25 protein-coding genes and 1 pseudogene are annotated in these 24,645 nt (G+C 41.7%); 6 read left to right on the forward strand and 20 right to left on the reverse strand.

Annotation, left to right across the window (positions count from 1 at the left end):
* Positions 1-4 precede the first annotated feature (4 nt).
* From ftsI to ispB, 11 genes are all read right to left on the reverse strand, one after another.
* A complete protein-coding gene (gene ftsI, locus L5B76_RS03430; protein WP_265754225.1) occupies positions 5-1,804 on the reverse strand; it encodes a peptidoglycan glycosyltransferase FtsI in 1,800 nt (599 codons plus the stop codon).
* A 12-nt stretch (positions 1,805-1,816) separates the two neighbouring features.
* Entirely contained in the window at positions 1,817-2,137 is a 321-nt protein-coding gene (gene ftsL, locus L5B76_RS03435; RefSeq protein WP_115250034.1) for a cell division protein FtsL, read from the reverse strand.
* 2 nt (positions 2,138-2,139) lie between these two features.
* Entirely contained in the window at positions 2,140-3,105 is a 966-nt protein-coding gene (gene rsmH, locus L5B76_RS03440) for a 16S rRNA (cytosine(1402)-N(4))-methyltransferase RsmH (RefSeq protein WP_265754226.1), read from the reverse strand.
* Positions 3,106-3,217: 112 nt separating this feature from the next.
* The gene (gene mraZ, locus L5B76_RS03445) at positions 3,218-3,676 is read right to left on the reverse strand and encodes a division/cell wall cluster transcriptional repressor MraZ (protein WP_115250036.1); all 459 of its coding nucleotides are present in this window, start codon (positions 3,674-3,676) and stop codon (positions 3,218-3,220) included.
* Between the two features lie 252 nt (positions 3,677-3,928).
* Entirely contained in the window at positions 3,929-4,096 is a 168-nt protein-coding gene (locus tag L5B76_RS03450) for a DUF5363 domain-containing protein (RefSeq protein WP_172459084.1), read from the reverse strand.
* A gap of 47 nt (positions 4,097-4,143) precedes the next feature.
* Entirely contained in the window at positions 4,144-6,132 is a 1,989-nt protein-coding gene (locus L5B76_RS03455) for a tRNA(Met) cytidine acetyltransferase TmcA (protein WP_265754227.1), read from the reverse strand.
* A gap of 2 nt (positions 6,133-6,134) precedes the next feature.
* Positions 6,135-6,602: an rRNA maturation RNase YbeY gene (ybeY, locus tag L5B76_RS03460; protein ID WP_265754229.1), complete on the reverse strand. Its 468-nt coding sequence runs from the start codon at positions 6,600-6,602 to the stop codon at positions 6,135-6,137.
* Entirely contained in the window at positions 6,599-7,702 is a 1,104-nt protein-coding gene (locus L5B76_RS03465) for a PhoH family protein (RefSeq protein ID WP_265754230.1), read from the reverse strand. Before L5B76_RS03465 ends, ybeY begins: the two co-directional genes overlap by 4 nt.
* Positions 7,703-7,793: 91 nt before the next feature.
* Positions 7,794-8,540, reverse strand: a complete 747-nt coding sequence (locus tag L5B76_RS03470) for an epoxyqueuosine reductase QueH (RefSeq protein ID WP_265754231.1) — start codon at positions 8,538-8,540, stop codon at positions 7,794-7,796.
* Between the two features lie 10 nt (positions 8,541-8,550).
* Complete coding sequence (locus L5B76_RS03475) at positions 8,551-9,249, reverse strand: DUF1868 domain-containing protein (protein ID WP_265754232.1); 699 nt, start codon at positions 9,247-9,249, stop codon at positions 8,551-8,553.
* 173 nt (positions 9,250-9,422) lie between these two features.
* Positions 9,423-10,394 carry an octaprenyl diphosphate synthase gene (gene ispB, locus L5B76_RS03480; protein ID WP_265754233.1) on the reverse strand — a complete coding sequence of 324 codons (972 nt, stop codon included), beginning with the start codon at positions 10,392-10,394 and terminating at the stop codon, positions 9,423-9,425.
* Positions 10,395-10,631: 237 nt separating this feature from the next.
* Between ispB and rplU the strand changes: the two genes are divergently transcribed.
* From rplU to cgtA, 4 genes are all read left to right on the forward strand, one after another.
* On the forward strand, positions 10,632-10,943 hold the full coding sequence (gene rplU, locus L5B76_RS03485) for a 50S ribosomal protein L21 (RefSeq protein WP_265754234.1): 312 nt from the start codon (positions 10,632-10,634) through the stop codon (positions 10,941-10,943).
* Positions 10,944-10,963: 20 nt separating this feature from the next.
* Positions 10,964-11,221: a 50S ribosomal protein L27 gene (gene rpmA / locus L5B76_RS03490; protein WP_103853279.1), complete on the forward strand. Its 258-nt coding sequence runs from the start codon at positions 10,964-10,966 to the stop codon at positions 11,219-11,221.
* A 189-nt stretch (positions 11,222-11,410) separates the two neighbouring features.
* Positions 11,411-12,331, forward strand: coding sequence for a DMT family transporter (locus L5B76_RS03495; protein ID WP_103855847.1), 921 nt, complete (start codon positions 11,411-11,413; stop codon positions 12,329-12,331).
* A gap of 8 nt (positions 12,332-12,339) precedes the next feature.
* Positions 12,340-13,512 carry an Obg family GTPase CgtA gene (gene cgtA / locus L5B76_RS03500; RefSeq protein ID WP_265754235.1) on the forward strand — a complete coding sequence of 391 codons (1,173 nt, stop codon included), beginning with the start codon at positions 12,340-12,342 and terminating at the stop codon, positions 13,510-13,512.
* A 332-nt stretch (positions 13,513-13,844) separates the two neighbouring features.
* Here the strand turns inward: cgtA and L5B76_RS03505 are convergent, their stop codons facing one another.
* The gene (locus tag L5B76_RS03505) at positions 13,845-14,519 is read right to left on the reverse strand and encodes a hypothetical protein (RefSeq protein ID WP_265754236.1); all 675 of its coding nucleotides are present in this window, start codon (positions 14,517-14,519) and stop codon (positions 13,845-13,847) included.
* Positions 14,520-14,781: 262 nt separating this feature from the next.
* Positions 14,782-15,408 (reverse strand): hemagglutinin repeat-containing protein, encoded by a 627-nt coding sequence (locus L5B76_RS03510; RefSeq protein WP_265754237.1) that lies wholly within the window; start codon positions 15,406-15,408, stop codon positions 14,782-14,784.
* On the opposite strand from L5B76_RS03510, the pseudogene L5B76_RS03515 reads away from it, so the two are divergent.
* Positions 15,366-15,965, forward strand: a pseudogene (locus tag L5B76_RS03515) (MFS transporter); the annotation flags it as partial. The gene L5B76_RS03510 and the pseudogene L5B76_RS03515 sit on opposite strands and share 43 nt — an antisense overlap.
* An 80-nt stretch (positions 15,966-16,045) precedes the next feature.
* Here the strand turns inward: L5B76_RS03515 and rlmB are convergent.
* The 7 genes from rlmB to lexA form a co-directional block, all read right to left on the reverse strand.
* Positions 16,046-16,786 (reverse strand): 23S rRNA (guanosine(2251)-2'-O)-methyltransferase RlmB, encoded by a 741-nt coding sequence (gene rlmB, locus L5B76_RS03520; protein ID WP_264245703.1) that lies wholly within the window; start codon positions 16,784-16,786, stop codon positions 16,046-16,048.
* 117 nt (positions 16,787-16,903) lie between these two features.
* Positions 16,904-19,306, reverse strand: coding sequence for a ribonuclease R (gene rnr / locus L5B76_RS03525; protein WP_265754238.1), 2,403 nt, complete (start codon positions 19,304-19,306; stop codon positions 16,904-16,906).
* Positions 19,307-19,499: 193 nt separating this feature from the next.
* Positions 19,500-19,949 carry a 50S ribosomal protein L9 gene (rplI, locus tag L5B76_RS03530; RefSeq protein ID WP_103854029.1) on the reverse strand — a complete coding sequence of 150 codons (450 nt, stop codon included), beginning with the start codon at positions 19,947-19,949 and terminating at the stop codon, positions 19,500-19,502.
* 17 nt (positions 19,950-19,966) lie between these two features.
* On the reverse strand, positions 19,967-20,191 hold the full coding sequence (gene rpsR, locus L5B76_RS03535; protein WP_035687245.1) for a 30S ribosomal protein S18: 225 nt from the start codon (positions 20,189-20,191) through the stop codon (positions 19,967-19,969).
* A 12-nt stretch (positions 20,192-20,203) separates the two neighbouring features.
* A complete protein-coding gene (priB, locus tag L5B76_RS03540) occupies positions 20,204-20,530 on the reverse strand; it encodes a primosomal replication protein N (RefSeq protein WP_103854030.1) in 327 nt (108 codons plus the stop codon).
* Positions 20,517-20,894, reverse strand: coding sequence for a 30S ribosomal protein S6 (rpsF, locus tag L5B76_RS03545; protein WP_103854031.1), 378 nt, complete (start codon positions 20,892-20,894; stop codon positions 20,517-20,519). Before rpsF ends, priB begins: the two co-directional genes overlap by 14 nt.
* A gap of 416 nt (positions 20,895-21,310) precedes the next feature.
* Positions 21,311-21,946 carry a transcriptional repressor LexA gene (lexA, locus tag L5B76_RS03550; protein WP_115250049.1) on the reverse strand — a complete coding sequence of 212 codons (636 nt, stop codon included), beginning with the start codon at positions 21,944-21,946 and terminating at the stop codon, positions 21,311-21,313.
* A gap of 226 nt (positions 21,947-22,172) precedes the next feature.
* On the opposite strand from lexA, the gene plsB reads away from it, so the two are divergent.
* Positions 22,173-24,617 (forward strand): glycerol-3-phosphate 1-O-acyltransferase PlsB, encoded by a 2,445-nt coding sequence (plsB, locus tag L5B76_RS03555; RefSeq protein ID WP_265754239.1) that lies wholly within the window; start codon positions 22,173-22,175, stop codon positions 24,615-24,617.
* Positions 24,618-24,645 lie beyond the last annotated feature (28 nt).

Genomic DNA, 24,645 nt, shown 5'->3' on the forward strand with positions numbered 1-24,645 from the left:
AAAATTAGTTCGTTGTTTCATCTTTTTTCTGAGTGTTTAAACGAACGGTGCGTTTGGCGACTTTTTGCTGCTCCACCGCATCAGGCGGAATGTTATTCATTCGTAACGCATAGCCCATAATATTTGAGAACAATGGCGCAGAAACCGCCCCACCATAATATTGCCCAGCTTTCGGCTCATTGATCAAAACGATCAGTGCATAGCGCGGATCGCTCACTGGCGCAATGCCTGCGGTGTAAGCAATATATTTATCCACATAACGGCCTTTTTCTAGCTTTTTCGCTGTCCCTGTTTTGATCCCAACGCGATAACCTTCCACCATTGCGCGTTTATTTTTGATCGCCACTTTTTCCATCATATTCACTACTTCACGGGTGATTTTCTCGGAAAATACACGCTGTCCGATAACAGGTGGATCAACCTTGGTAATAGAAAGTGGACGATAAATCCCGAAACTGCCTAAGGTGACATAGGCACGCGCAATTTGCACTGGCGTTACATTCAAGCCATAACCATAAGCCACGTTGGCACGCTCAATATCTGCCCAACGCTTACGGTTTGCATTTAATAAGCCTGATTGCTCACCGCTTAGCCCAAGTTCTGTCGGTTTTCCTAAGCCTGCATTTTCATAGGTTTCCATTAAGGCACTTGGTGGCATTAATAAGGCTAAACGGCTCACACCACGGTTACTGGAGTTTTCTAAAATTTCATCAAGGGTTTGGCTATCTCTTGGTGCCACATCTTTGACTTCGTGTCCATTTAGCACTAAACGCCCTGTATTAATCACTTGATGACGTCCCACCACGCCACGTTGAAGTGCGGTTAAAACAACAAAAGGTTTTACCGTAGAACCTGGCTCAAAAATATCCGTTACTGCACGGTTGCGGATAAGATCCGCTTTCACGCCAGTACGATTATTCGGGTTATAAGAAGGCGCATTCACCATTGCCAATACTTCACCTGTGCGAATATCTACTAACACAGCTGTGCCTGATTCTGCTTTATTTGCTGTAACCGCTTTTTTGATTTCACGGTAAACCATAGATTGCAGTTTTTCATCAATACTTAGCGTAACATTATGTGCATCGTATTTTTTAACATCGGCAATATCTTCCACCACTCGCCCAAATTTATCTTTGCGGTAAGTGCGTGAACCCGATTTACCCACTAGCAAGGAATTAAAACTTTTTTCAATGCCTTCAATACCTTCACCATCAATATTGGTGTAGCCAATTAAATGAGCGGTTTCTTCCACTCTTGGATAAAAACGGCGCGCTTCGGTTTTTAAGGTTACCCCTTTGATTTTAAGCTGTTTCACATAGTCTGAAATAGTTGGCGAAACCTGACGAGATAAATAAATAAATCTTGACGAAGGCGATTTTTCAATGCGTTTAATTAAATCTTTGTAAGGCACTTTGAGTGCTTTTGCGAGCGCTTGCCAACGTTCTTTATCTTGCAATGAATTTTCTTTAAAGATGAATTTAGGATCTGCCACCACTGAATACATTGGTACGCTAACGGATAATAACTGTCCATTACGATCTAAAATTGAACCACGCACAGAAAGAATTTCCTGCGTGCGCACGGAACGCTTGTCTGCCTCAACCATCAAAGGTTCAGGGTTTACGCCTTGTAAATAAATCGCTCTTGCCGCAAGGGTGGATAATAGAGTAATCATAATGCCCACTGCCACCCAAAAACGCCAGCGGATAAAGCTGTTGGTGTAAGAAATTTTCGGCTTGTTACGTTTAACTGAACTGCTCGTTTTGCTACTACGTCTTATACTTTGACTTTTCTTTTTCATCTTCCCCTCCAACTACTCAACAAGCAGTACTTCCTGTTCTGAACGGGTTCTATCCATTTTTAACTTGGTTTTGGCAATGGCCTCAATACGGTTATTATCGCTTTGTGTTGCTTCTTCCAATTTCAAACTTAAATATTCATTTTCTAAGGCTTGATGTTGCCAAAGCAATTCCCCTTTTTGCATCACTAAGGCGCGGGTTTTATGGGTTATCCAAATTGTTCCTAAGGCACTGCAAAGGATTAAAATAAACAGCAAAATGATTAATTTATTCGAACTGAATAAATCTTCTGAGAGCATTGAAGCTAATGGATAACGTTCTGAATTTTCAACCATTTTTATACTCTCTCCGCAATACGCAGCACCGCACTTCTTGAGCGGGCATTTTGAGCAATTTCTTGTTCACTTGGCATAATCGCCTTGCCAATGGTTTTTAAGGTTTGGCTACGCTGAATTTGATCTTCACGCAATGGCAAGCCTTTCGGCAAACTTTCGCCTTTGCTTTGCTTGCGCATAAAATGTTTCACCATACGATCTTCAAGAGAATGGAAGCTAATGATCGACAAACGTCCTTGTGGCGCTAATACTTGTAAAGCCCCTTGCAAGACACGTTCTAGCTCTTCCAATTCAGCATTAATGAAAATACGAATTGCCTGAAAACTACGCGTAGCTGGGTGTTTATGTTTATCTTTAAAAGGAACCGATTGCACAATCAGCTCAGCTAATTGCAAGGTGCGATTAAGTGGTTCTGTGCCGTTTTGACGTGCATTTTTATTATAATTAACAATGGCTTGTGCAATGCGCTTAGCAAAACGCTCTTCACCAAAGGTTTTCAGCACCCAAGCTAAATCTTGCTCAGAAACCTGTTGCAACCATTCGGCCGCCGATAAACCTTGAGTGGTATCCATTCGCATATCAAGCGGGCCGTCTTTCATAAAACTAAAACCGCGCTCGGCTTCATCTAATTGAGGGGAAGACACGCCAAGATCGAGCAAAATACCGTCAATTTTACCGACTAAACCTAATTTTTCGCAGATCTCAGGGATCGCAGAAAAGCTATTGTGTTCGATCTGAAAACGCGGATCTTGAATTTGCGCTGCCGCCGCAATCGCACGCGGATCACGATCAATGGCGATTAATCTGCCATCTTGGGATAAGCGAGATAAAATCAGACGAGAATGACCGCCGCGCCCAAAAGTGCCATCAATATAGATGCCTTTTTCTTTCAACGCCAAACCGTCCACCGCTTCATTTAATAAAACGGTGAAATGTTCAGGTGAAGAAAAAAGGTTCTGCGCGTTCATAAGTCGTTATTAAATAATAAAAATTAAATGTTAAAAATGAGATAATGCGGTGTACCTAAGTACACCGCTTATCTCTGCTAGTGCCGCTGTCTTGGTGGAAGTTAATCTTCTCTTATAAAGACAACGTGATTAATTCAGGAGATTGGGCAAGCTGACCACTTGCACCGAGAGCCATATCTTGTTGAATTTGAGCCTGCCACTCCACATCGCTCCAAATTTCAAATTTATTTAACTGGCCCACTAACATTGTGCTTTTTTCTAGTTTTGCGTGCTGGCGTAATGGCGCACTGATTAAAATTCGCCCTACGCTATCCAGCTCACATTCCGTGGCATAACCGAGCATCACACGCTGTAAACTACGTTGCACAGGATCAAAATTCGACAAACTTAATAATTTTTGCTCAACGATTTCCCATTCATCTAAGGGATAAAGTAACAAGCAAGGTTGGCGAATATCCACCGTGCAAACCATTTGCCCATTATTTTTTTCTAGGATCTCGGCACGGTAACGGGTAGGAATGGCAAGCCGTCCCTTTGAATCCAGATTTACCGATGATGCGCCACGAAACATTGTTTGAGATCTCTTGTTAAAAATAAGTGCGGTTATTTTTTACAGAATTTTGCAATTTTTACCACAAAACACCACTTTTTACCACTTATTCGTAAGTTTAGTATTAGTTTGACTAAGTTGCAAGCAGTTTGATCCGGATCTTATGTAAAGATTTGTATATTTCGCCCAAAAAGAAAGCCATTTGAGCAACACGCCAAATGGCTTTGTAAGGAATGATTGAAAAATGAGAAATGTAAAGATCGGGATCTGATCCTAAGATTTAGCTGCTTTCTCTTGCTCCGCTTTTTTCGGTGGATCTTCATCAAATTTCACTACTGGCACACAACTGCGACAAGCGCCTTGATCGATCCCCAATTCTTTGCAAAATTCGCTGTATTTATCCCATAATCTGCGCAGCACACCTTTTTGTTGATTTGCCATTATTTCCCCCTATTTTGCGATTTATTCTTTGTCTTATGCATTCCTTATCATAAAAGAATTTTTTGCTTTTGCAACCATCGTTTTACTTCTTCTCTGCAACCTTGCAACCATTGCTTTTTGCCCGTGCTTGGTAAGATTTTTTGTTCACAATACGCCGACAATAAAGGCAATGTTTCCCCTTGATTGCCCCATAATAAACGGCGAATAGCTGGGATCGTGCTGGCTAAATTTCGTTGATAATGAGCAAAATAATGTAACGCTTTAATGTCTTGTTCATTCAATGAAAAATCCCTTTCTAGTTGCCCTTGTAGGCATAGTTGCGAGGCTAAAGGGTGGAAGGATAAAGGCATATCACGTTCAAATTGTGCCAGTAAATTTGTACAAAAATCTTGCCCTGCGCGGCTTACGCCTTTTACGCTAATCGCACTATAACAACCGCTGCTGGCTTCTTTATGGCTGCCTAAATAAACCAAATTAAACCCGCACTTTTGCCAGAATTGAGCAAGCTCGGGCGTGTAGCCAAAACTCACCGATAAAAAATCTTGTGCGCGATCTTGGCTCTGAAAACTTGGCTCATTCACTTCTGCCATTAGCGCCTGCCCTATCCCTTGATGTTGCCATTTAGGTTGCACAGCAATGCGAGAAATCCGTGCTGAATTCAGCTTGCACGCTGCTTCGTTTAGGCTTGATTGGCACAATATTTGCGCCACCAAATTACCTTTCGGGCGACGGACACCTTGCATTATGCCTTCAATCAACGTGCTGTCCTTCATTCCCCCTTCATTCAGTAGCCAAAGCGCACCCAATAAATCCTGATTGAATTTTGCCAGTAAAAATTGCTGATGCTTGCCATCGAGCAAACGGCGTAAATCCACGGGGGACGTTTTATAATGGGCAAGAGTCAGCAATCCGTAAAAATCTTCATATTCCCCTTGCTGAAAAAGGCTGTGGCTATGATGCCAATGAAAATGCAAGCCTACATTAGGAACAAAATTAGGCTGAGCTAATTGGTTTTCCGCTTCTAATAAAAGCAAATCAGAAATAAAAGGCTCGATCAGATCATCGGCTCGCCAACGCAATGGGGTGCTGAGTTCAAAATGTTGCAAAGTGCGGTGATTTTTTTGCATAAATTTAAGCAAGAAACCGCGCCCTGTTCCTTCATAGCTTTGTATCGTGGTGGTACATAAAATCGCCTGAAAATGTGCTGTTAGCTGCATTAATAAGGGTAGCGGGATCATCGCAGCTTCATCAATAATCAGCCAATGATCGTTAAATTTATCGGGATCTTGTTGCACTTGTTGGGCGAGATCATCAGGTGCAATAAAAAGTAACTCTTTCTCAGCAAAATCTTGCAAAATTTGCACCGCACTTTTATTTGGTGCAGTGAGAATCACCTTGTCTAAATGCGAAGCAAATAAGCCTGCCAAGGCGGATTTCCCCCGCCCACGCTTGGCGGTGATCACATTAATTTCTTTCGGTTCATTTAATAGCTGCTGCAAAATGCGTTGTTGATCCTGCGTGGCAGAATGAAAGGGCTTTATCGGCTCAATGGCTGAGTTATGCGGTGCGGGTAAAAAGCTATCGCCATTTTGTTGCTGATAAATAGGAAAGCCATATTCACGCACTTTTTGCTGCATAAATTGGACAAAATTCGGTGTGCGAATGCCTTGCGGCACACCGCTCCAACGCTGGCTATCCAGATCAATTTGTGTGGCTAAATGTTGCCAATGGTTGAACAATAAATAAAGCTGCCCGCCTGCTTGCAATGTACCTGCGGCAATGGCAAGGGCATCAAGATTTAGGCTTCGTCTGGCATCGTAAATAATCAGGGAATGTTCGCGCCCAAGCTGATTTTTCGCTTTGTTAAAGGGAATTAGCGTGATGTTTTGAGTGGGAAAAAGTGCGGTGCAATTTTCATCAAAAAAAAGTACCGCACTTTGTTTTTCAAAGCGATCTAAGCCAGAAAATAAGGGGGAAAGTTGAGTCTGTAACCACGCATTTTCCCCAACTAAGATACGAAGCTGACGTGGCTGCAAGGCTAGGCTTTTTCCGCTAAATAAGGATCAGCAAAGCCAAGATCTTGCATTATTTCCGTTTCAAGGCTTTCCATTTCTTCTGCTTCAGCATCTTCAATGTGATCGTAGCCCAGCAAATGCAAACAGCCGTGTACTACCATATGCGCCCAATGTGCCATTAAGGGTTTGCCTTGTTCTTGCGCTTCTAGTCCCACCACTTGGCGACAAATCACTAAATCGCCGAGCAGCGGCAATTCCACTTCTTCAGGGCATTCAAAGGGAAAGGAAAGCACGTTGGTTGGGTAATCCTTACCACGATAAGTGGCGTTTAAGCTTTGGCTTTCCGCTTCGTCCACCACGCGAATGGTGATCTCAGGTTGCAGGTTTTCTGCTTGCACTGCGGCGGTTGCCCATTGTTGGAATTGTTGTTCTGTGGGCAAGTTTTCACTATTTTCTACTGCGATTTGTAAATCAACGATGACATCTTTCATTCTGTTTCTTCTCGTTCTAAAGCTTGTTGTTTGGCTTGCTCTTGCTGACGCTGTAAGGCTCGTTCTTGACGGCGAATTTCTTCCTGTTCGTCCCATTTATCATAGGCTTGCACCACTTTGGCAACCACTGGGTGGCGAACAATGTCTTTACTGTCAAAATAATTAAAGCTCAATTCTGGCACATTTTCTAACACTTCAATGGCGTGGCGTAAACCTGATTTTTGGCTGCGTGGCAAGTCAATTTGCGTGATGTCGCCCGTTATCACCGCTTTAGAATTAAACCCAATACGGGTTAAAAACATTTTCATTTGTTCAGTGGTGGTGTTTTGGCTTTCATCTAAAATAATAAAGCTATCATTCAGCGTGCGCCCACGCATATAAGCCAGCGGTGCGATTTCAATCACATTGCGTTCCATTAATTTCTGCACTTTTTCAAAGCCCAGCATTTCAAATAAGGCATCATAGAGCGGGCGTAAATAAGGCTCAATTTTTTGCCCTAAATCTCCCGGCAAAAAGCCCAATTTTTCCCCTGCTTCCACCGCAGGGCGAGTGAGCAAAATGCGGCGTACTTCTTGTCGCTCTAGGGCTTCCACCGCAGCCGCCACAGCAAGAAAAGTTTTCCCTGTACCTGCTGGCCCAATACCAAAACTGATGTCATAACGCAAAATATTGTGCAAATATTGAATTTGATTTGCCCCACGCGGCTTAATTAAACCACGTTTCGTTTTGATCGTAGTTTGGTACACTTTTGGCACGGCATTTTGTTCAGTTTGCTCCGTGTCGTCTTGCAGTAACATTCGATTTTCCTGAATGGCTAAATGGACATCAGACAAATCAATTTCCTTCACCACACCACGCACTGGTGCGGTTTCCAAATACAATGTTTGGATCAACGCCGCCACTTTATTTAACAATTTCGCGTGATGAGATTTCGGATTGGGATCTTTCGATTTCAGTGTAAAGGTAAAATTACGCCGTGCAATATCCAAGAAAAATTCTTTTTCGATCAATTGGATATTTTCATCAAATGCCCCGCACAACGCCTGCAAACGGGCATTATCCTGCGGTTCAAGAGTAAAGGTTTCGCTAAGTTCGCTCATTGGGTTGGACAAGTTTTCTGCCTTATTTGTAAATTTGTAAGATAAATTTAGATGAAGAAGGGATAACCCTTGCGATTATCCCTTTAACTCATTAATCATTGGTGTAATACAATTTACCAATTTCGATTTTTTGTCTGCCGTTGGCTTCGCGCCATTTGTTGGTATCACGCAAGGAATAAACGCAGCCACAATATTCTTGTTGGTAGAAACGTTCGCGTTTGCTGATTTCGATCATACGCTGTGAACCACCGCCTTTACGCCAGTTGTAGTCCCAATATTCTACATCATCATATTTCGCTGCCGCACGGTGTCCACAGCCGTTGATTTGATTCATATCTTTCCAGCGTGAAATGCCTAAGCAACTGGTAAATACGGGGAAGCCGTTTTCGTGTGCGTATTGTGCGGCTTTTTCAAAACGCATATCAAAGCACATTGTGCAACGAATGCCACGTTCTGGCTCATCTTCCATTCCTTTAGCTCGGTCAAACCAATTTTGGCGGTCGTAGTCAGCATCAATAAATGGAATACCAAATTTTTCTGCGAAACGAATATTTTCTTCTTTACGAATTAAATATTCTTTTAATGGGTGAATATTCGGATTGTAGAAATAAATGGTAAATTCAATGCCAGAGGCCAAAATGGCTTCCATCACCTCACCCGAGCAAGGGGCGCAGCAAGAATGGAGCAGCAATTTTTGGTGTCCATTTGGCAAGGTTAATTTTTCACGCACAAAAGGCGCGTTCGGATCTTTTTTTGCTTTACGCGAAGTGCGGTGCGATTTTTGCGAAAATTCCACCGCACTTTTGTTTGTTTGATTTTCGTTCTGTTGCTCTATCATATTATTGTAATTAAGCTTTTAGTTTCTTTAACCAAATTGGAGAGTAAGAAAGCATATCATCAAATACTGCAAATTCAATGGTGTCAATTTCAAAAGTTGGGTTCTTTTCAAGAAAATGCTTGGACCATATTAAACGTTGCTCTTCCGCCCAACTCATTAATGTAGGCGAATAGACTTTCCACGTGTATCCAAGAGAAATATGAAAATTCAAATTTTCAGGAGAATTACGTTGTGTTTCAAATAACTGATTAAGATGTTTACGCAATTCAATAATACTATGCTTTTGTCTGTCATCAACCAACTCAACGCCAAGCGTAATACCTTTTTTATCAAAAGGCGTCCATAGCTCTGTTGGTCTAAATAGTAACTTATCAGGCAATTCCAAATTTGATTGAGATAACTTGTTCAAAAGATGCCTATGAACATCACTAATCTCGGCATTTTTAGGTACATCTGCAGGCCAATATCCTACTTTGTTGCGTTGTGCAATATTTTCATTTACTCCATTGAATAGTGTAATGTGTAAGCTATTTTTAGGTAAAAATATATGTCGATCCCCTAGAGCGCTCCGTTGGATTTCTTGCTGAAATTTTAGTAAGTTTTGATAAAAAGATGTTGACTGTGGAATATGGCTAATAATAGAGTTTCCCCGATATCTTAATGCTTGCCCATCAAAATCAAACTTATTTCCAGTACCTGTGTTAGGCAAATATTCTGTGCTTTTGCTTAACTCTGTTGGTTTTTCAAGTGCTCTTGAATGAGGGAATAATGCTTGTTACTCCCACTCCGATCCCCAATTTACAAAAACTACGTCGATTGAATAACATATTTGATCTCCTTTGATAAAACACAAGTTAGCACCTTAAAAAATATCAAAATTTATTACGTTGTTCTATCCACAGATAAATAAGCCAAAGAAATCAGTGCTTGTTTATACTCACTTTCAGGCAAAATGGCAATGGCATCAATGGCTTTTTGTGCTTCTTGGCGTGCGCGGTCGATGGTGTATTCAATAGATCCATATTGTGCCATTATCGCAAGCACATCATTTAAAATTTCACGTTGTCCGCCTTGTTCAATGGCCTTGCGAATAAGCTGGCGTTGGCTTTCATCACCGTTATGCATTGCGTGTAATAATGGTAAGGTCGGTTTGCCTTCAGCAAGATCATCACCAATATTTTTGCCTAAGGTTTGCGCGTCTGCTTGATAATCCAACACATCATCAATAAGTTGGAATGCGGTGCCGAGATAGCGTCCATATTGTTGCAATGCAAGCTCTTGCGCTTCGCTCGCCCCTGCGACAATGGCGGAACACTGCGTTGCGGCCTCAAATAAACGCGCGGTTTTGCTATAAATAACACGCATATAGCTTTCTTCTGTGGTATCAGGATCGTTCATATTCATCAATTGTTGAACTTCCCCTTCCGCAATCACATTGGTGGCATCAGACATTATTTTTAGAATTTTCAGCGAGTTAGTATCCGTCATTAGCTGAAAAGAGCGGGTGTAAATGTAGTCGCCCACCAGCACGCTGGCCGCATTGCCGAATTCGCTATTGGCCGTGGGTTTGCCGCGGCGCATTTCTGATTCGTCCACCACGTCATCGTGCAACAAGGTTGCGGTATGAGTAAACTCAATGAAAGTGGCACAATTAATATGCTCTTCCCCTTGATAACCCAGTGCATTAGCAGCCAACACGGCAAGCATTGGGCGAATGCGTTTGCCACCACTTTGAATTAAGTAATAGCCCAGCTGATTAATCAGCGGTACATCAGAATTAAGCTGCGCCAAAATTTTGGCATTAACTTTCTGCATATCCTCATTGATGAGCATTTGGATTGCATTTATATCCATAAGATTGCGTTTATCTATCATCGTGAATGTGTTTATTATTGCCTAAAGTGCGGTTGATTTTACCTGATTTTCTTGGCTTTCTGAAATCAAACCAGCGTAAATCTAACTTTTTTTATTTTATTGCAAATAAATTCTTGCTATCGGGTTTGTTTTTCCGTAGAATTTGCGACCTATTTATATGAATTTTGATGTGCTAAATGAATTAAACATTAAAGCACAATGTATAGCGGAGTATTTATGTACGCAGTTTTCCAAAGTGGCGGTAAACAACACCGAGTAAGCGAAGGTCAAGTTGTTCGTTTAGAAAAACTTGAAGTTTCAACTGGCGAAAGCGTTGAATTCGACTCAGTGTTAATGGTCGTTAATGGTGAAGATGTTAAAATCGGTGCACCAGTTATTGCTGGCGCAAAAGTAGTGGCTGAAGTTGTAACTCACGGTCGTGGCGATAAAGTAAAAATCGTTAAATTCCGTCGTCGTAAACACAGTCGTAAACAACAAGGTCATCGTCAGTGGTTCACAGAAGTGAAAATCACTGGGATTCAAGCATAATTTCAGAGGAGATCAAGTAGATGGCAACTAAAAAAGCTGGTGGTTCAACTCGTAACGGTCGCGATTCTGAAGCTAAACGCCTTGGTGTTAAACGCTTCGGTGGCGAATCTGTATTAGCAGGTAGCATCATCGTTCGTCAACGTGGTACTAAATTCCACGCAGGTGCTAACGTAGGTATGGGTAGAGATCACACTTTATTCGCAACTGCTGATGGTAAAGTAAAATTTGAAGTTAAAGGCGAGAAAAATCGTAAATACGTTAGTATCGTAGCTGAATAATTTTACAAATAAACAGAATAAAATGCCTCACAGTTTTGTGGGGCTTTTTTGTTATTAGCCTATATAATCCACATCATTTCAAAAAATTTTGCGTGCTAATATAGAAATTGCCAAAGCTGCCCCCATATAGCAATTTCAACCGCGTAAAAGATAAAAAGAGAATATCGCCCAGATTAAGGAGGAAATGTAATGAAGCAACAACCCCTATTAGGATTTACATTTGCCTTAATCACCGCAATGGCTTGGGGTTCACTGCCTATTGCTTTAAAGCAAGTGTTAAATGTAATGACACCACAAACGATTGTTTGGTATCGCTTTATTGTAGCCAGTTCCGCCCTATTGCTATTTTTAGGATTAAGCAAAAAATTGCCGAAACTCTCACAGCTTAACCGCTATTATGTGGGCTTGCTGGTTTTTGGCATTATTGGGCTTTCAGGCAACTTCTCTTTATTTAATACCTCATTGCAATTTATTGAACCCTCGGTAGCACAGATTTTTATCCATCTTTCTTCCTTTGCGATGCTGATTTGTGGCGTGATTATTTTCAAAGAGCGGTTAGGTTTGCACCAAAAAATTGGGCTAGTGATTTTAATTATTGGTTTAGGGCTATTTTTTAATGACAAGCTCGGCCAATTTACCCAGCTGAATGGGTATTTAATCGGGGTATTATTAAGCGTCTGCGCCGCCTTAATTTGGGTCGCTTATGGGTTGGCACAAAAATTGATGCTACGCCAATTCACCGCACAACAAGTGCTATTAATGTTTTATTTTGGTTGTGCAATGGTCTTTACGCCCTTTGCGCAAGTTTCACAAGTACAGGGGCTAAGTGGTTTAACCTTAGCTTGTTTTATTTACTGTTGTTTAAATACATTGATCGGCTACGGCGCTTATGCCGAAGCCTTAAACCGCTGGGAAGTAGCAAAAGTGAGCGTAGTTGTAACGCTGGTGCCATTATTTACCATTGCGTTTTCCCATTTGCTCCACGCGATCGATCCGCAAGATTTTTCTGCGCCAGATCTCAACAACCTAAGCTATATTGGCGCATTCGTGGTGGTGCTTGGTGCAATGTTCTCAGCAATTGGACACAAATTTATAAAGAATAAGAAATAGGAGAAAAAATGAAGTTTATTGATGAAGCCTTGATTCGCGTTGAGGCTGGTGATGGCGGAAACGGCTGTGTGAGCTTCCGCCGCGAAAAATTTATCCCGAAAGGCGGGCCTGATGGCGGTGATGGCGGTGATGGCGGTGATGTGTATCTTATTGCCGATGAAAACCTTAACACCCTGATCGACTATCGTTTTGAAAAACGTTTTGCCGCAGGACGTGGTGAAAATGGCCGCAGCTCAGACTGCACAGGACGCCGTGGTAAAGACATCACACTAAGAGTGCCAGTAGGAACGCGTGCGATTGATAACGATACCAAAGAAATCCTCGGGGATTTAACAAAGCACGGTGCCAAAATGCTGATTGCCAAAGGTGGCTATCACGGTTTAGGCAACACCCGTTTTAAATCTTCAGTAAACCGTGCGCCACGACAAAAAACCAACGGCACGCCAGGAGAAAAGCGCGATCTGCTATTAGAATTAATGCTACTCGCAGATGTAGGAATGTTAGGCTTACCGAATGCAGGGAAATCTACCTTTATTCGTGCTGTTTCCGCAGCCAAACCGAAAGTGGCAGATTACCCATTCACCACCCTTGTGCCAAGTTTGGGCGTAGCTCGGGTTGATGAAAACCGTAGCTTTGTGATTGCGGATATTCCAGGCTTGATTGAAGGTGCGTCTGAAGGGGCAGGCTTAGGTATTCGTTTCTTAAAACATTTAGAGCGTTGTCGCGTCCTCATTCACCTTGTGGACATCAACCCAATTGATGGTAGCGATCCTGCGGATAACATTGCGATTATTGAAAGTGAGCTTTTCCAATATAGCGAAAAACTTGCCGAGAAAACCCAATGGCTGGTGTTTAACAAAATCGACACAATGTCCGATGAAGAAGCACACGAGCGAGCAAAAGAAATCCTTGAACGTTTAGGTTGGGAGGGCGATTATTACCTCATTTCCGCTGCGACAGGAAAAAATGTGCCAGCACTCTGCCGTGATATTATGGATTATTTAGACGCTCACCCAAGAGAGGAAGAAAAACAACCAGAGAACCCAGAAGAAGTGAAGTTCAAATGGGATGACTATCATCAAGAACAACTTGCTGAACATCAATTTGATGAAGACGATGAAGATTGGGACGATTGGTCGGAAGAGGATGAGGAAGGAGTAGAAATTATCTATAAACCTTAGCTGTAAAAGATCAGACTTGATCTGACAATTCACTATAAAAAGTGAGCGTTTCCCTGTTTAGAATATGAGTGTTCAAATAAATCTAAACAAAAAAGGAAACGCTCAAGTTTTATTCTAACAATATCTCATCATTATATCCTATCATACAAAAGCATTTTTATTCCGTGATTTCATATCTGCATGAATATCCTTCGGCACTTCTTCTAAGTATTGGTTAAATATATCAGCAACAAAATGGCATAATTAATTCTGTAATACCATTCTTTTCCCTATAAACTATCATTAAAAATATTTGTCAAACATACTTTCAATGTATCTTATGATGAAGCTATTTAATTATTGCTTTCAATTTCTAATAAGTTCTCACGTCTATTTCTTTCTTTTTGAAAACCGTACATATCAATAACTTTAGCTTTTGTATAATTAGTTAAATAATAATTACTATCCCTAACCTGTTTCTGTAATTCATCAATAACTTTTTGATTTTTTAGATAAAAATCATAAATTTTAATAAGGTTTCTTTTAGTTACTTTAGAACTAGAGAAACCAAAAGTTTTACAAAAGAATGAATCAAATGCTGGTAATATACCAAACACTCCTAATATAATTTTCGTAACCAATGTTTTAGTTGGTTGTTTATTTCCATCAGAGATTTTATCACAAACAACCTGATAAATTTTAAGAATAATTTCTACTTTCTCAGGATTATTATAATCTTCAACATCAATTTCCCAAATTCCATTATCTTGGCAATAAATCCATTCGACTAGCTCTTTTAAAAATAGAGGGTTTTTAGTTTGTAATAAATAACTAGATCCCCGCAACATTCCCCAGCTACCTAAATAACCCCATAAAACAAAACAGCTTTGTTCAATATTTATTTCATTCTTTAATTTCGAATTTCTAAAGTGAGAATAGCAAAGATCGAAACTATAATAACGATGACTAGGCTGACTTGCTTCATCACAAAAACTTTTAACAATATTTTCTATATCATTAGGTTGCATTAGCATAAATATCCTTTTAATTAATACTCTCACAATTAAGTAACTGGCTTTGGGCGTCCCTTGGTTTCTCCACTTGCTGATTGGCTTCATCAAGTGCGATGTTAATATTTAAGGTTTTTGCCAACGCTCTAACAGTAGTGTGGATTGGCTAGCAGTCTTTGTTGAGGGTAATCTTGCCTGCGGTAATCGTGGCTTTGGTAACACTGCTGTCGTGATGGCTCTCATACATCGGTATGCCCGCGTTAAAGTTCGGGGAAGTGCTTTAGTTTACCCATTTCAGATTGCGGGTGTCAAGATTTGAGGCTTCAGGATTTTTCACCACCTTGCCCGTGCCTTTTTCCTCATAATGCCCTTCTTGATGGCTTATTCCAAAACTCGCCGCACCGCTCATTGCTTGGCTTGACGATTCATTTTGAATGTCTTCCGCTGTGAGCTGATTAGTGGAAAGCTCGCTGTTCTCTCCGTTTTGGCTTGCAATCGCTCCGCCTTTAAGGTGAACCTGATTGGCATTAATGTGATAGCCGCCCGCTTCCGCAAACAAGCCCGATTGTTCGCTCACTTGGCGATAGTTTTCACTGGCTAGGTCGGCACTGAATCCAACATTACCACCCCACGCATTGCCCAAGCTGATACTCACACTCAAGCCCGCTTGGTTGCTTTTGCTTTTGAGTGTTTGCACATCTTGCAGGCTTTCAATATGTAGTTTTCCGCCCACATTGGCATCAATACGGCTCGCTTTGGCGGTTGCCCCTTGAGGGTTAAATTGTTCTGCGTGTTGAGGGTTATTTGCTCGCTGTCTAAATGGCTGTTGTGGTAAGTGGTGCGTTCCGCATCCATTTTTTGACTGCCGCCGCCCCAGTGGGCTTATTTCCGATTTTGCTATCGCCAATCATCGGGCGTTTTGGCTATAAAATTGATATGCGAATTTTAGTAACCATCAGCTTTATGGTCTATGCCCTCACCTTCCATTGGCGAGCGGTAACCTTTGAACCCGCAATGGCTTTCACCGATGTCGTATTGCCACAGCTCATTCAAGGGATCGCCGTAGCCTGCTTCTTTATGCCACTAACGACCATTACACTATCAGGCTTACCCGTAGAGAAAATGGCATCTGCCTCAAGTTTATTTAACTTTCTGCGAACCCTAGCAGGCTCAATCGGCACATCGCTCACCACCTTTTTATGGTATAACCGTGAAGCAATGCACCATACTCAATCTACTGAGGCAATTAATCCTTATAATCCCAATGCACAAGCCTATTACGAAACAATGGCACAGCTTGACTTGAGCGATACGCAAACGTCAATGTCTTTAGCAAGAAACATTACCGCTCAGGGCTTCATTATCGGGGCAAATGAAATTTTTTGGTTATCAGGTGTGATGTTTATGTTACTTTTTGTCGTGGTGTGGTTCGCAAAACCATCTTTTGGAAATTATCATCAATAAAGTCAGTCATCAACTTTTTCATTACGTTTTTACAAGCTATTTTGAAAAACTAAAGAGACTATATTGATGAGAAAATGACTTTATTCCATTAGACGCTGCCTTGCAATTTCAAATAAACACACGCCAGTCGCAACCGACACATTCAGAGAAGAAACCGAACCCGCCATTGGAATACTCACCAACTGATCGCAAGTTTCGCGGGTTAAGCGGCGCATTCCGTCCCCCTCTGCGCCCATGACTAATGCGAGCGATCCCGTTAATTTGCTTTGGTATAAGGTTTCCGTTGCTTCCCCTGCGGTGCCAACCACCCACATATTATAATGCTGTTGCAACTCTCTTAGAGTGCGCGCTAAATTAGTTACACGAATCAATGGCACCACTTCTGCCGCACCACAAGCCACTTTGCGTGCGGTGGCATTGAGCTGTGCTGATTTATCTTTTGGCACGATCACCGCACACACGCCAGCAGCATCGGCGGTACGCAAACAGGCCCCCAGATTATGCGGATCGGTTACGCCATCTAACACCAATACAAGGGGATTTTGCTGATCGCGTAAAATGCGATCCAGATCATTTTCATTTAATTCTTTGGCAGGTTGCACGCGCGCAATAATTCCTTGATGTACTTCGCCATTGGCTTTTTTATCCAACGTTTCGCGGTTAAGGAATTGCACGGAAATACCAAGCTGATAAAGCGTATTGAGAACAGGCTGTAAGCGTTTATCTTCACGCCCTTTTAGCACATAAACTTCAATCAGCCGTTCTGGTGCATTTGCCAAAAACGCATTAACCGCGTGGATTCCATAAATATTTTCAGACATTGTTATCCTTTACATTGATACATAAAATGAGGCGGAATTATACGCTTGTTTGCCGTCTTTCCGCCAGTTTTTCGCAAAGCGATCTTCTTGCGCTATTTTTTCGCAAGTGCGTTTTAACTAAGAGCGGTGCGATTTACGCTTATTTTTCTTAGCAGAAATTTCTGATTTTTTCACCGCACTTTTGTTTTTCGCTTTTTTCGTTGATTTAGCGGTGGATTTCCCTTTTTGTTTTTTCGCACTTTCAGCATAGCGGAAGCTTTTTTTCGCTTTATCTTTGGCGGTTTTGCCTTCGCGGCGTGGCTTGCGTTCTGTGCTGATGAGTGAGAAATCCACTTGGCGCTGTTCAAGGCTAACGGCTTCTACACGCACTTCCACTTTATCGCCTAAACGATAAATCCGTCCGCTGTTTTCACCAATTAACTGCTGGCGGTTTACATCAAATTGGTAATAATCGTTATCCAAAGTTGAAATATGCACAAGCCCGTCAATGAACAAATCATCTAAACGCACAAATAAGCCAAAGCCCGTTACGGCAGAAATTACGCCAGTAAATTCTTCGCCAACGTGATCTTGCATATATTCACATTTGAGCCAATCTGCCACTTCGCGAGTTGCGTCATCGGCGCGGCGTTCGGTCATTGAGCAATGTTCACCGAGGTTATCCATTTCATCAAAGGAATAATGATAGCCGCCTGAATCTGTGGTTTTGCGTTTTGAACCTTGCAATTTAGCCAGTAAATATTTGATTCCACGATGTAAAGTTAAATCGGGATAGCGGCGAATTGGCGAGGTGAAATGCGCATATTGCTCTAGTGCTAAACCAAAATGCCCAATATTATCTGGAGAATAAATCGCTTGACTGAGAGAGCGTAGCAACATTGTTTGGATAAGCTCGTGATCTGGGCGCTCTTTCACTTGTGCCAGTAATTTGGCGTAATCTTCGGTGGTTGGCTTTGCACCACCGCCTAGACTTAACCCTTGCTCGGCAAGATAAGCACGGAAAGCACTGAGTTTTTCTTCACTTGGCCCAGCGTGAATACGATATAACGCAGGTTCATTGTGGGTTTCCATAAAATTCGCTGCGGCAATGTTGGCTAAAATCATACATTCTTCAATGATCTTATGAGCATCATTGCGCACCACTGGCTCAATGCGTTCAATGCGTCCCATTTCATTAAACACAAATTTGCTTTCGATGGTTTCAAAATCAATCGCGCCACGTTGTTGGCGAGCTTTTACCAAGGCTTGATAAAGATGATGTAATTCTTGCAAATGAGGAACAAGGGGTTCATAGCGCTGTTGCAATTCTTCATCGCCTTCCAAAATGCGCGCCACTTTAGTATAGGTTAAACGCGCGTGAGAATTCATCACGGCTTCGTAAAAGCGGTAATCGGTCATTTTGCCTTTTGGTGAAATGCTGAGCTCACACACCATACATAAACGATCAACCTGTGGATTGAGCGAACACAAGCCATTAGAGAGTACTTCTGGCAACATTGGCACAACGCGATTTGGGAAATACACCGAGTTTCCGCGATTATAGGCTTCGTTATCCAATGCCGTGCGCAGACGAACATAATAGCTCACATCGGCAATGGCAACCCAAAGTTTCCAGCCACCTTTTTCAGTGCGCTGACAATACACCGCATCATCAAAATCTCGCGCATCTTCACCATCAATGGTGACTAAAGGAAGTTGGCGTAAATCCACCCGCCCTTTTTTCGCCGCTTCAGGCACTTCTTCGGTGAATTTTTTGACTTGTTTTTGCACCGCACTTGGGAAAACGTGCGGAATATCGTGATTGCGAATGGCGATTTCAGTTTCCATTCCTTTTGCCATATTTTCGCCCAACACTTCAATAATCATTCCTACTGGACGAGTAAACATTGCGGTGCGGGGTTTGAGTTCCACCACCACAACTTGCCCCATTCTTGCCCCGTGTCGATGTTCATTGGGGATCAAAATATCTTGATGGATACGGCTGTCATCAGGCACAACATAGCCAATCCCTTCTTCTAAAAAGAAACGACCTACAATATGCTTTTTGCGTCCTTCCAGCAAACGCACGATTCGTACTTCTTGGCGACCTTTTCGATCAAAACCACTTGGCTGCGCAAGAATATAATCACCGTGCATTACTTGCTTCATTTGTCCATTGGGAATGAATAAATCTTGCTTTGCACCATCCACTTGTAAAAAGCCGTAGCCTTCTTTATGCCCAATCACCATTCCTTTGATTAAGTCTAATTTTTCTGGCAAGGCATAGCGTTTACGTTTGGTAAAAACAAGTTGCCCTTCATTTTCCATAGCGCGTAAACGGCGGCGCATTGCTTCTTGGCGCTCTTCATCGTGAATCGCCAAGACGGCATATAATTCTTCTTTTGACATTGGCGCATTATGATCACGAATGGTGCTAAGAATAAACTCACGACTTGGCACAGGGTTGCTATATTTTTTTAATTCCTGCTGATAATTTGGATCGGAAAGTGCGGTGGTTTTTTTTGTTATTTTTTTAGCCATAATGATTTCCTTATAAGGCATAGATTGCTGTAAGTTTGACATTGCAGGAAGGGGAAAGCAAGGAAAGAATTGGGGATATTTTAGGCAAAGTGCTTTTTATCGTTATTATTTGTAAAACAGCAAGGGGATAAAATACGCTTACAAACAAAAACCCAGCGCGTGCTGGGTTTTTTTATCTTATAAAAAGCTGTGATTATTCAGCAACTACGATAAGACGTAAGTTTGCGAATACTTCACCGTGAAGTTGGAAACGAACTTCGTGTTCACCAGTAGTACGGATTAAACCATTTGGTAAACGAACTTCGCTTTTCGCTACTTCAACACCACGAGCTGTGATTGCATCAGCAATATCACGAGTACCGATAGAACCGAATAAACGGCCTTCATCACCCGCTTTACTTGCGATGGTTACAGACTCAAGGGCTTCAAGACGCTCTGCGCGATCCATTGCTGCCACAAGTGCTTTTGCTGCTTTTTCTTCTAATTCTGCACGACGTGCTTCAAAATATTCAATGTTAGCTTTAGTTGCCATAACTGCTTTCCCTTGTGGGATTAAGAAGTTACGTGCATAACCAGATTTAACATTAACTTGATCACCTACATTACCAAGGTGAACAACTTTATCTAAAAGAATTACTTGCATTACCGTATTCTCCTTAATTACTGATTATCAGTGTATGGAAGTAACGCTAAGAAACGCGCGCGTTTGATTGCACGAGCTAATTGACGTTGATACTTCGCACGAGTACCGGTAATACGGCTTGGAACAATTTTGCCGCTCTCTGAAATATAGTTCTTTAACGTTGCGATATCTTTGTAATCGATTTCTTGAACGTTTTCCGCTGTAAAGCGGCAGAACTTACGACGACGGAAATAACGTGCCATTTGGCTAGTCTCCTAATCTATAAATTCGATTTGCTCGGCATGTAATACTAATTGACTTAAACCATTTGCAGATTTGTGTGAAGTGATAAACCCCACAATCAATAAATTACTGCCGACCGTAATGCTTTGAGTTTTTGCAATTAACTGATTGCCACTAACTTGAACTGCGATTTTACACCACGCTTGACGGGGTAAGCCTGCCTCTTGTTGTTCAGAACGATGCTCTAAATAAAAACGGCAATGTTCAATTCCGTTAGGGCTTTTGCTTCGTTTGGGAAAGTCGCTGACTTGACCAATTAATGAGAAGCGATTATCAATCTTTGAATTACTCTTCAGCATCCTCAAAATCGTTGTTTTCAACTTCAGCTAAAGGTTTACGCTCTTCGCGTGCTTTAACCATTGGGGACGCTTCTGTTACGGCGTGCTTAGTACGAATAATTGCGTTACGAAGAACTGCGTCGTTGTAACGGAAAGTTGTTTCTAGCTCGTCGATGACTTCTTGAGGCGCTTCTACATTCATTAGCACATAGTGTGCTTTGTGTAATTTGTTGATTGGGTAAGCTAATTGACGGCGACCCCAATCTTCTAAACGATGGATTTGACCGCCCGCTTCTTTAATAGAATTGGTATAGCGCTCAATCATCGCTGGTACTTGTTCGCTTTGGTCCGGATGAACCATAAACACGATTTCGTAGTGACGCATTACTGCTCCTTACGGGTTAATCAGCCTCCGACTGTAAGACCAGCTACCAATCTTGCGGAAGCAAGGAACGAAAATGATGATGTAGCTGTAAGGCGTGCGATTATACAGGATTAACGAAAAAGCACAAGGGGAAATTATGTTATTTTATTAGGAAATTTTGAGTTTCAAATTGCACACTTTTAATATATGTAAAAAGCATCAATTGACTCAAAATCACTCAAAAAATTTCGCAAAAAACAACCGCACTTTTAATGGAACTCATTCAGTAAAGCCGATAAGCATTACAATTCAAAGATAGCTTGTAAGACTCAGGCTCTCGTCACCTCATCGCTAGCTTTGTAACCATTTGTATTTATAGCCAAAGTGCGGTGCAATTTTTTGAATTTTTTAATAGTGAGCAAAGTAAATGAATGGCGTTACATCCACGCATTATTACGAATAATCCCCACCGCAATGCCTTCAATTTCAAATTGTTCTGTTTCAGCAAGATCAACCACGATCGGTTCAAATTCTTCATTTTCTGCGTGAAGATAAACAACCGAACCTTTGCGCTCAAAGCGTTTTACGGTAACATCGTCTTCAATGCGAGCCACGATCACTTGGCCATTGCGTACGTCTTTGGTGCTATGCACGGCTAATAAATCACCGTCTAAAATGCCGATGTCTTTCATTGATTGACCATAGACTTTCAGCAAGAAATCCGCTTGCGGTTTGAACATATTGGCATCTACTTTATAAGTGCCTTCAATATGCTGTTCTGCTAAAATTGGCTCACCCGCGGCAACACGTCCGATAAGCGGCAAGCCCTCTGATTCTTCTTCCGTATTTTCTTCTGCAAGCAAACGAATACCGCGCGATGCGCCTGGGATAATTTCAATTACGCCTTTTCGTGCAAGTGCTTTAAGATGTTCTTCTGCCGCATTTGGTGAACGAAATCCCAATTCCCGCGAAATTTCCGCGCGGGTAGGTGGCATTCCTGTGGTTTCTAAATGGCGTTTTAGTAGATCATAAACTTCTTGCTGACGGGCTGTGAGGGCTTTCATCATTGTCATTTTACTCCCCTGTTTTTATATACATATTTACTGGCATTATATACAGAAACAGATTTGTTGCAACCGCTTTTCTTGTTTATGTGTGATTTTGTCGATTTTTCCGCAAATTAGGAAAATAGTTGCCTGAAAAATGGAAGTTCAGCCTTGAATTCAAAGCAAGGTAAATTTTTTGTGCTAAAATAGCATAATATTTTATTAAATTATTACAAAAATAATGGATAGTTATATGGCTAGCGTACTTAATTTATATAGAAAATTATTAGAATTACCCCTTTCTGTATTAGTTAAAAACAATCCGATTCCACATAATCCTATTGAAGAACTCGGGCTAAATATTCAACAGCCCATTGTTTATGTTTTACCTTATACTTCACAAACCGACTTGGTGATCTTCCGCCGTAACTGCTTAAGCGTGGGATTACCCGATCCCTTTGAAAACAACACATTTGGTGAGACTTCCCTACCGCGTTTTGTGTTTTTAGATGAAGGCCACCGCATTTTTAAGTCGAAAGGTGCGAAAAAAGAAACCTTAGCGATCTTTAATAAATATTTAGAATTACACCGCACTTTACCCGATCTTGATGTGCAATTAATCCCAGTTTCCGTGCTATGGGGGCGTTCACCCGGCCACGAAAATAAAGCTGGCTTACCAAATTTGCGTTTATTAAACGGTATTCAAAAATTTGCCGCCGCGATTTGGTTCGGGCGCGATACCTTTGTACGCTTTTCGCAAGCCGTTTCATTGCGTTATATGGTGAATGAACACGGCTCTGATGAAAAAATTGCGGTAAAATTAGCGCGAGTGGCAAAAATTCACTTTTCTAAACAACGCATTTCAGCCACAGGGCCGCGCTTGCCAAATCGCCAAGCGATGTTTAATAAATTGCTGCAATCCCCTGCGATTCTAAAAGCCATTGAAGATGAAGCAAAAAGCAAGAAAATTCCAATCGAAAAAGCGCAAAAAGAGGCCTATAAAATCTTAGATGAGATCGCCGCAAATGTGAGCTATGAAGGCTTGCGTGTAGCGGATCGTTTCTTACGTTGGCTATGGAATAAACTTTATCAAGGCATTGATGTGCAAAATGCCGATCGTGTGCGTAAACTGGCACTTGAAGGCCACGAAATTGTTTATGTGCCGTGCCACCGTAGCCATATTGACTATTTATTGCTGTCTTATGTGTTATATCATCAAGGCTTGGTAACACCGCATATCGCCGCAGGCATTAACTTAAATTTCTGGCCTGTGGGTGCAATGTTCCGCCGTGGTGGTGCATTTTTTATTCGCCGTACATTTAAAGGCAACCGCCTGTATTCCACCATTTTCCGTGAGTATTTAGGTGAATTATTCCATCGTGGTTACTCCGTTGAATATTTCATTGAAGGCGGACGCTCTCGTACTGGGCGTTTACTTGCGCCAAAAACAGGAATGATGTCAATGACCTTGCAAGCCTTACAGCAGCGCCAAACGCGTCCGATTTCTGTGGTGCCTGTTTATGTGGGCTATGAACACGTTTTAGAGGTGGACACTTACGCCAAAGAATTGCGTGGTGCAGCAAAAGAGAAAGAAAATGCGGGGCTTGTGTTACGCGTAATCAAAAAATTGCGTAATTTAGGCAAAGGCTATGTGAATTTTGGCGAGCCTATCGTGTTAAGCAACTATCTCAACCAGCATTTCCCTGAATGGAAAGAGCAAACGCCAGAAGGGGAAAAATCACAATGGTTCAACAAAGCGGTGGATTCTGTTTCTAACCAAGTGATGATTAACATTAATAATGCCGCTGCCGTAAATGCAATGAATTTAACTGGATTAGCCTTGCTCTCTTCACGCCAACGCGCTTTAACCCGCGAACAGCTTTTGGAACAGCTGGCTAGTTATCAACAATTCTTACAAAACGTGCCTTATTCCCCAGATATTATCGTGCCTACGGAAACACCTGAAGAAATGCTCAATCACGTTCTCAATCTAGATCGTGTGGGCGTGGTGCAAGAAAAAGATAACTTTGGTGAAATTATTCGCTTAGAACGCAATTATGCCGTACTAATGACCTATTATCGCAACAATATCCAGCATCTGTTTGTCTTACCATCATTGGTTGCGAGCATTGTGTTGCATTATGAAGCGATTCAAAAATCATTAGTTTTAGATGCGGTAAATAAAATTTATCCTTTCTTACAAAGAGAGCTATTTCTGCATTTCAGCCAACAAGAACTTAATGAACAAGTAGAAAAAATCATTGCCGAATTGCAACGCCAAAATATTATTCAATGCAATGAAAATATGCTGTCTATCAATAAGCCACAAGTTCGTGCATTACAATTATGGTCGGCTGGCGTGCGTGAAATCCTACAACGCTACTACATTACCGTGAGTATTTTACAAAACGATCCGAGCATCTCCCGTGGCATACTGGAAAAAGAAAGCCAATCCGTAGCACAACGTTTATCCGTATTGCACGGCATCAACGCACCTGAGTTTTTCGACAAAGCCGTATTCTCGGCCTTTGTAGCAAGCCTGAAAGAACAAGGTTACTTTGATGATGACAATCACATTGATATGCCACGTTTAAACGCACTCAGCGAAATTCTCTCCCATATGATCTCCGCAGAAGTCGGCCTAACAATCCGAAGTGCGGTAGAAAAAACCGAAGATTTTGTTGAACAAAGCGAATAAAAATCCCATAAAAAACACCCGCACTTTA

It is taken from the genome of Avibacterium sp. 21-594, from assembly GCF_026226815.1.
GTDB lineage: Bacteria > Pseudomonadota > Gammaproteobacteria > Enterobacterales > Pasteurellaceae > Avibacterium > Avibacterium avium.

Coding starts and splice junctions, on each gene's coding strand:
- ftsI (WP_265754225.1), bottom strand. CDS start 1,804: ATGAAAAAGAAAAGTCAAAGTATAAGACGTAGTAGCAAAACGAGCAGT.
- ftsL (WP_115250034.1), bottom strand. CDS start 2,137: ATGGTTGAAAATTCAGAACGTTATCCATTAGCTTCAATGCTCTCAGAA.
- rsmH (WP_265754226.1), bottom strand. CDS start 3,105: ATGAACGCGCAGAACCTTTTTTCTTCACCTGAACATTTCACCGTTTTA.
- mraZ (WP_115250036.1), bottom strand. CDS start 3,676: ATGTTTCGTGGCGCATCATCGGTAAATCTGGATTCAAAGGGACGGCTT.
- L5B76_RS03450 (WP_172459084.1), bottom strand. CDS start 4,096: ATGGCAAATCAACAAAAAGGTGTGCTGCGCAGATTATGGGATAAATAC.
- ybeY (WP_265754229.1), bottom strand. CDS start 6,602: ATGAAAGATGTCATCGTTGATTTACAAATCGCAGTAGAAAATAGTGAA.
- L5B76_RS03465 (WP_265754230.1), bottom strand. CDS start 7,702: ATGAGCGAACTTAGCGAAACCTTTACTCTTGAACCGCAGGATAATGCC.
- L5B76_RS03470 (WP_265754231.1), bottom strand. CDS start 8,540: ATGATAGAGCAACAGAACGAAAATCAAACAAACAAAAGTGCGGTGGAA.
- ispB (WP_265754233.1), bottom strand. CDS start 10,394: ATGGATATAAATGCAATCCAAATGCTCATCAATGAGGATATGCAGAAA.
- rplU (WP_265754234.1), top strand. CDS start 10,632: ATGTACGCAGTTTTCCAAAGTGGCGGTAAACAACACCGAGTAAGCGAA.
- rpmA (WP_103853279.1), top strand. CDS start 10,964: ATGGCAACTAAAAAAGCTGGTGGTTCAACTCGTAACGGTCGCGATTCT.
- L5B76_RS03495 (WP_103855847.1), top strand. CDS start 11,411: ATGAAGCAACAACCCCTATTAGGATTTACATTTGCCTTAATCACCGCA.
- cgtA (WP_265754235.1), top strand. CDS start 12,340: ATGAAGTTTATTGATGAAGCCTTGATTCGCGTTGAGGCTGGTGATGGC.
- L5B76_RS03505 (WP_265754236.1), bottom strand. CDS start 14,519: ATGCAACCTAATGATATAGAAAATATTGTTAAAAGTTTTTGTGATGAA.
- rlmB (WP_264245703.1), bottom strand. CDS start 16,786: ATGTCTGAAAATATTTATGGAATCCACGCGGTTAATGCGTTTTTGGCA.
- rnr (WP_265754238.1), bottom strand. CDS start 19,306: ATGGCTAAAAAAATAACAAAAAAAACCACCGCACTTTCCGATCCAAAT.
- rplI (WP_103854029.1), bottom strand. CDS start 19,949: ATGCAAGTAATTCTTTTAGATAAAGTTGTTCACCTTGGTAATGTAGGT.
- rpsR (WP_035687245.1), bottom strand. CDS start 20,191: ATGGCACGTTATTTCCGTCGTCGTAAGTTCTGCCGCTTTACAGCGGAA.
- priB (WP_103854030.1), bottom strand. CDS start 20,530: ATGCTGAAGAGTAATTCAAAGATTGATAATCGCTTCTCATTAATTGGT.
- rpsF (WP_103854031.1), bottom strand. CDS start 20,894: ATGCGTCACTACGAAATCGTGTTTATGGTTCATCCGGACCAAAGCGAA.
- lexA (WP_115250049.1), bottom strand. CDS start 21,946: ATGACAATGATGAAAGCCCTCACAGCCCGTCAGCAAGAAGTTTATGAT.
- plsB (WP_265754239.1), top strand. CDS start 22,173: ATGGCTAGCGTACTTAATTTATATAGAAAATTATTAGAATTACCCCTT.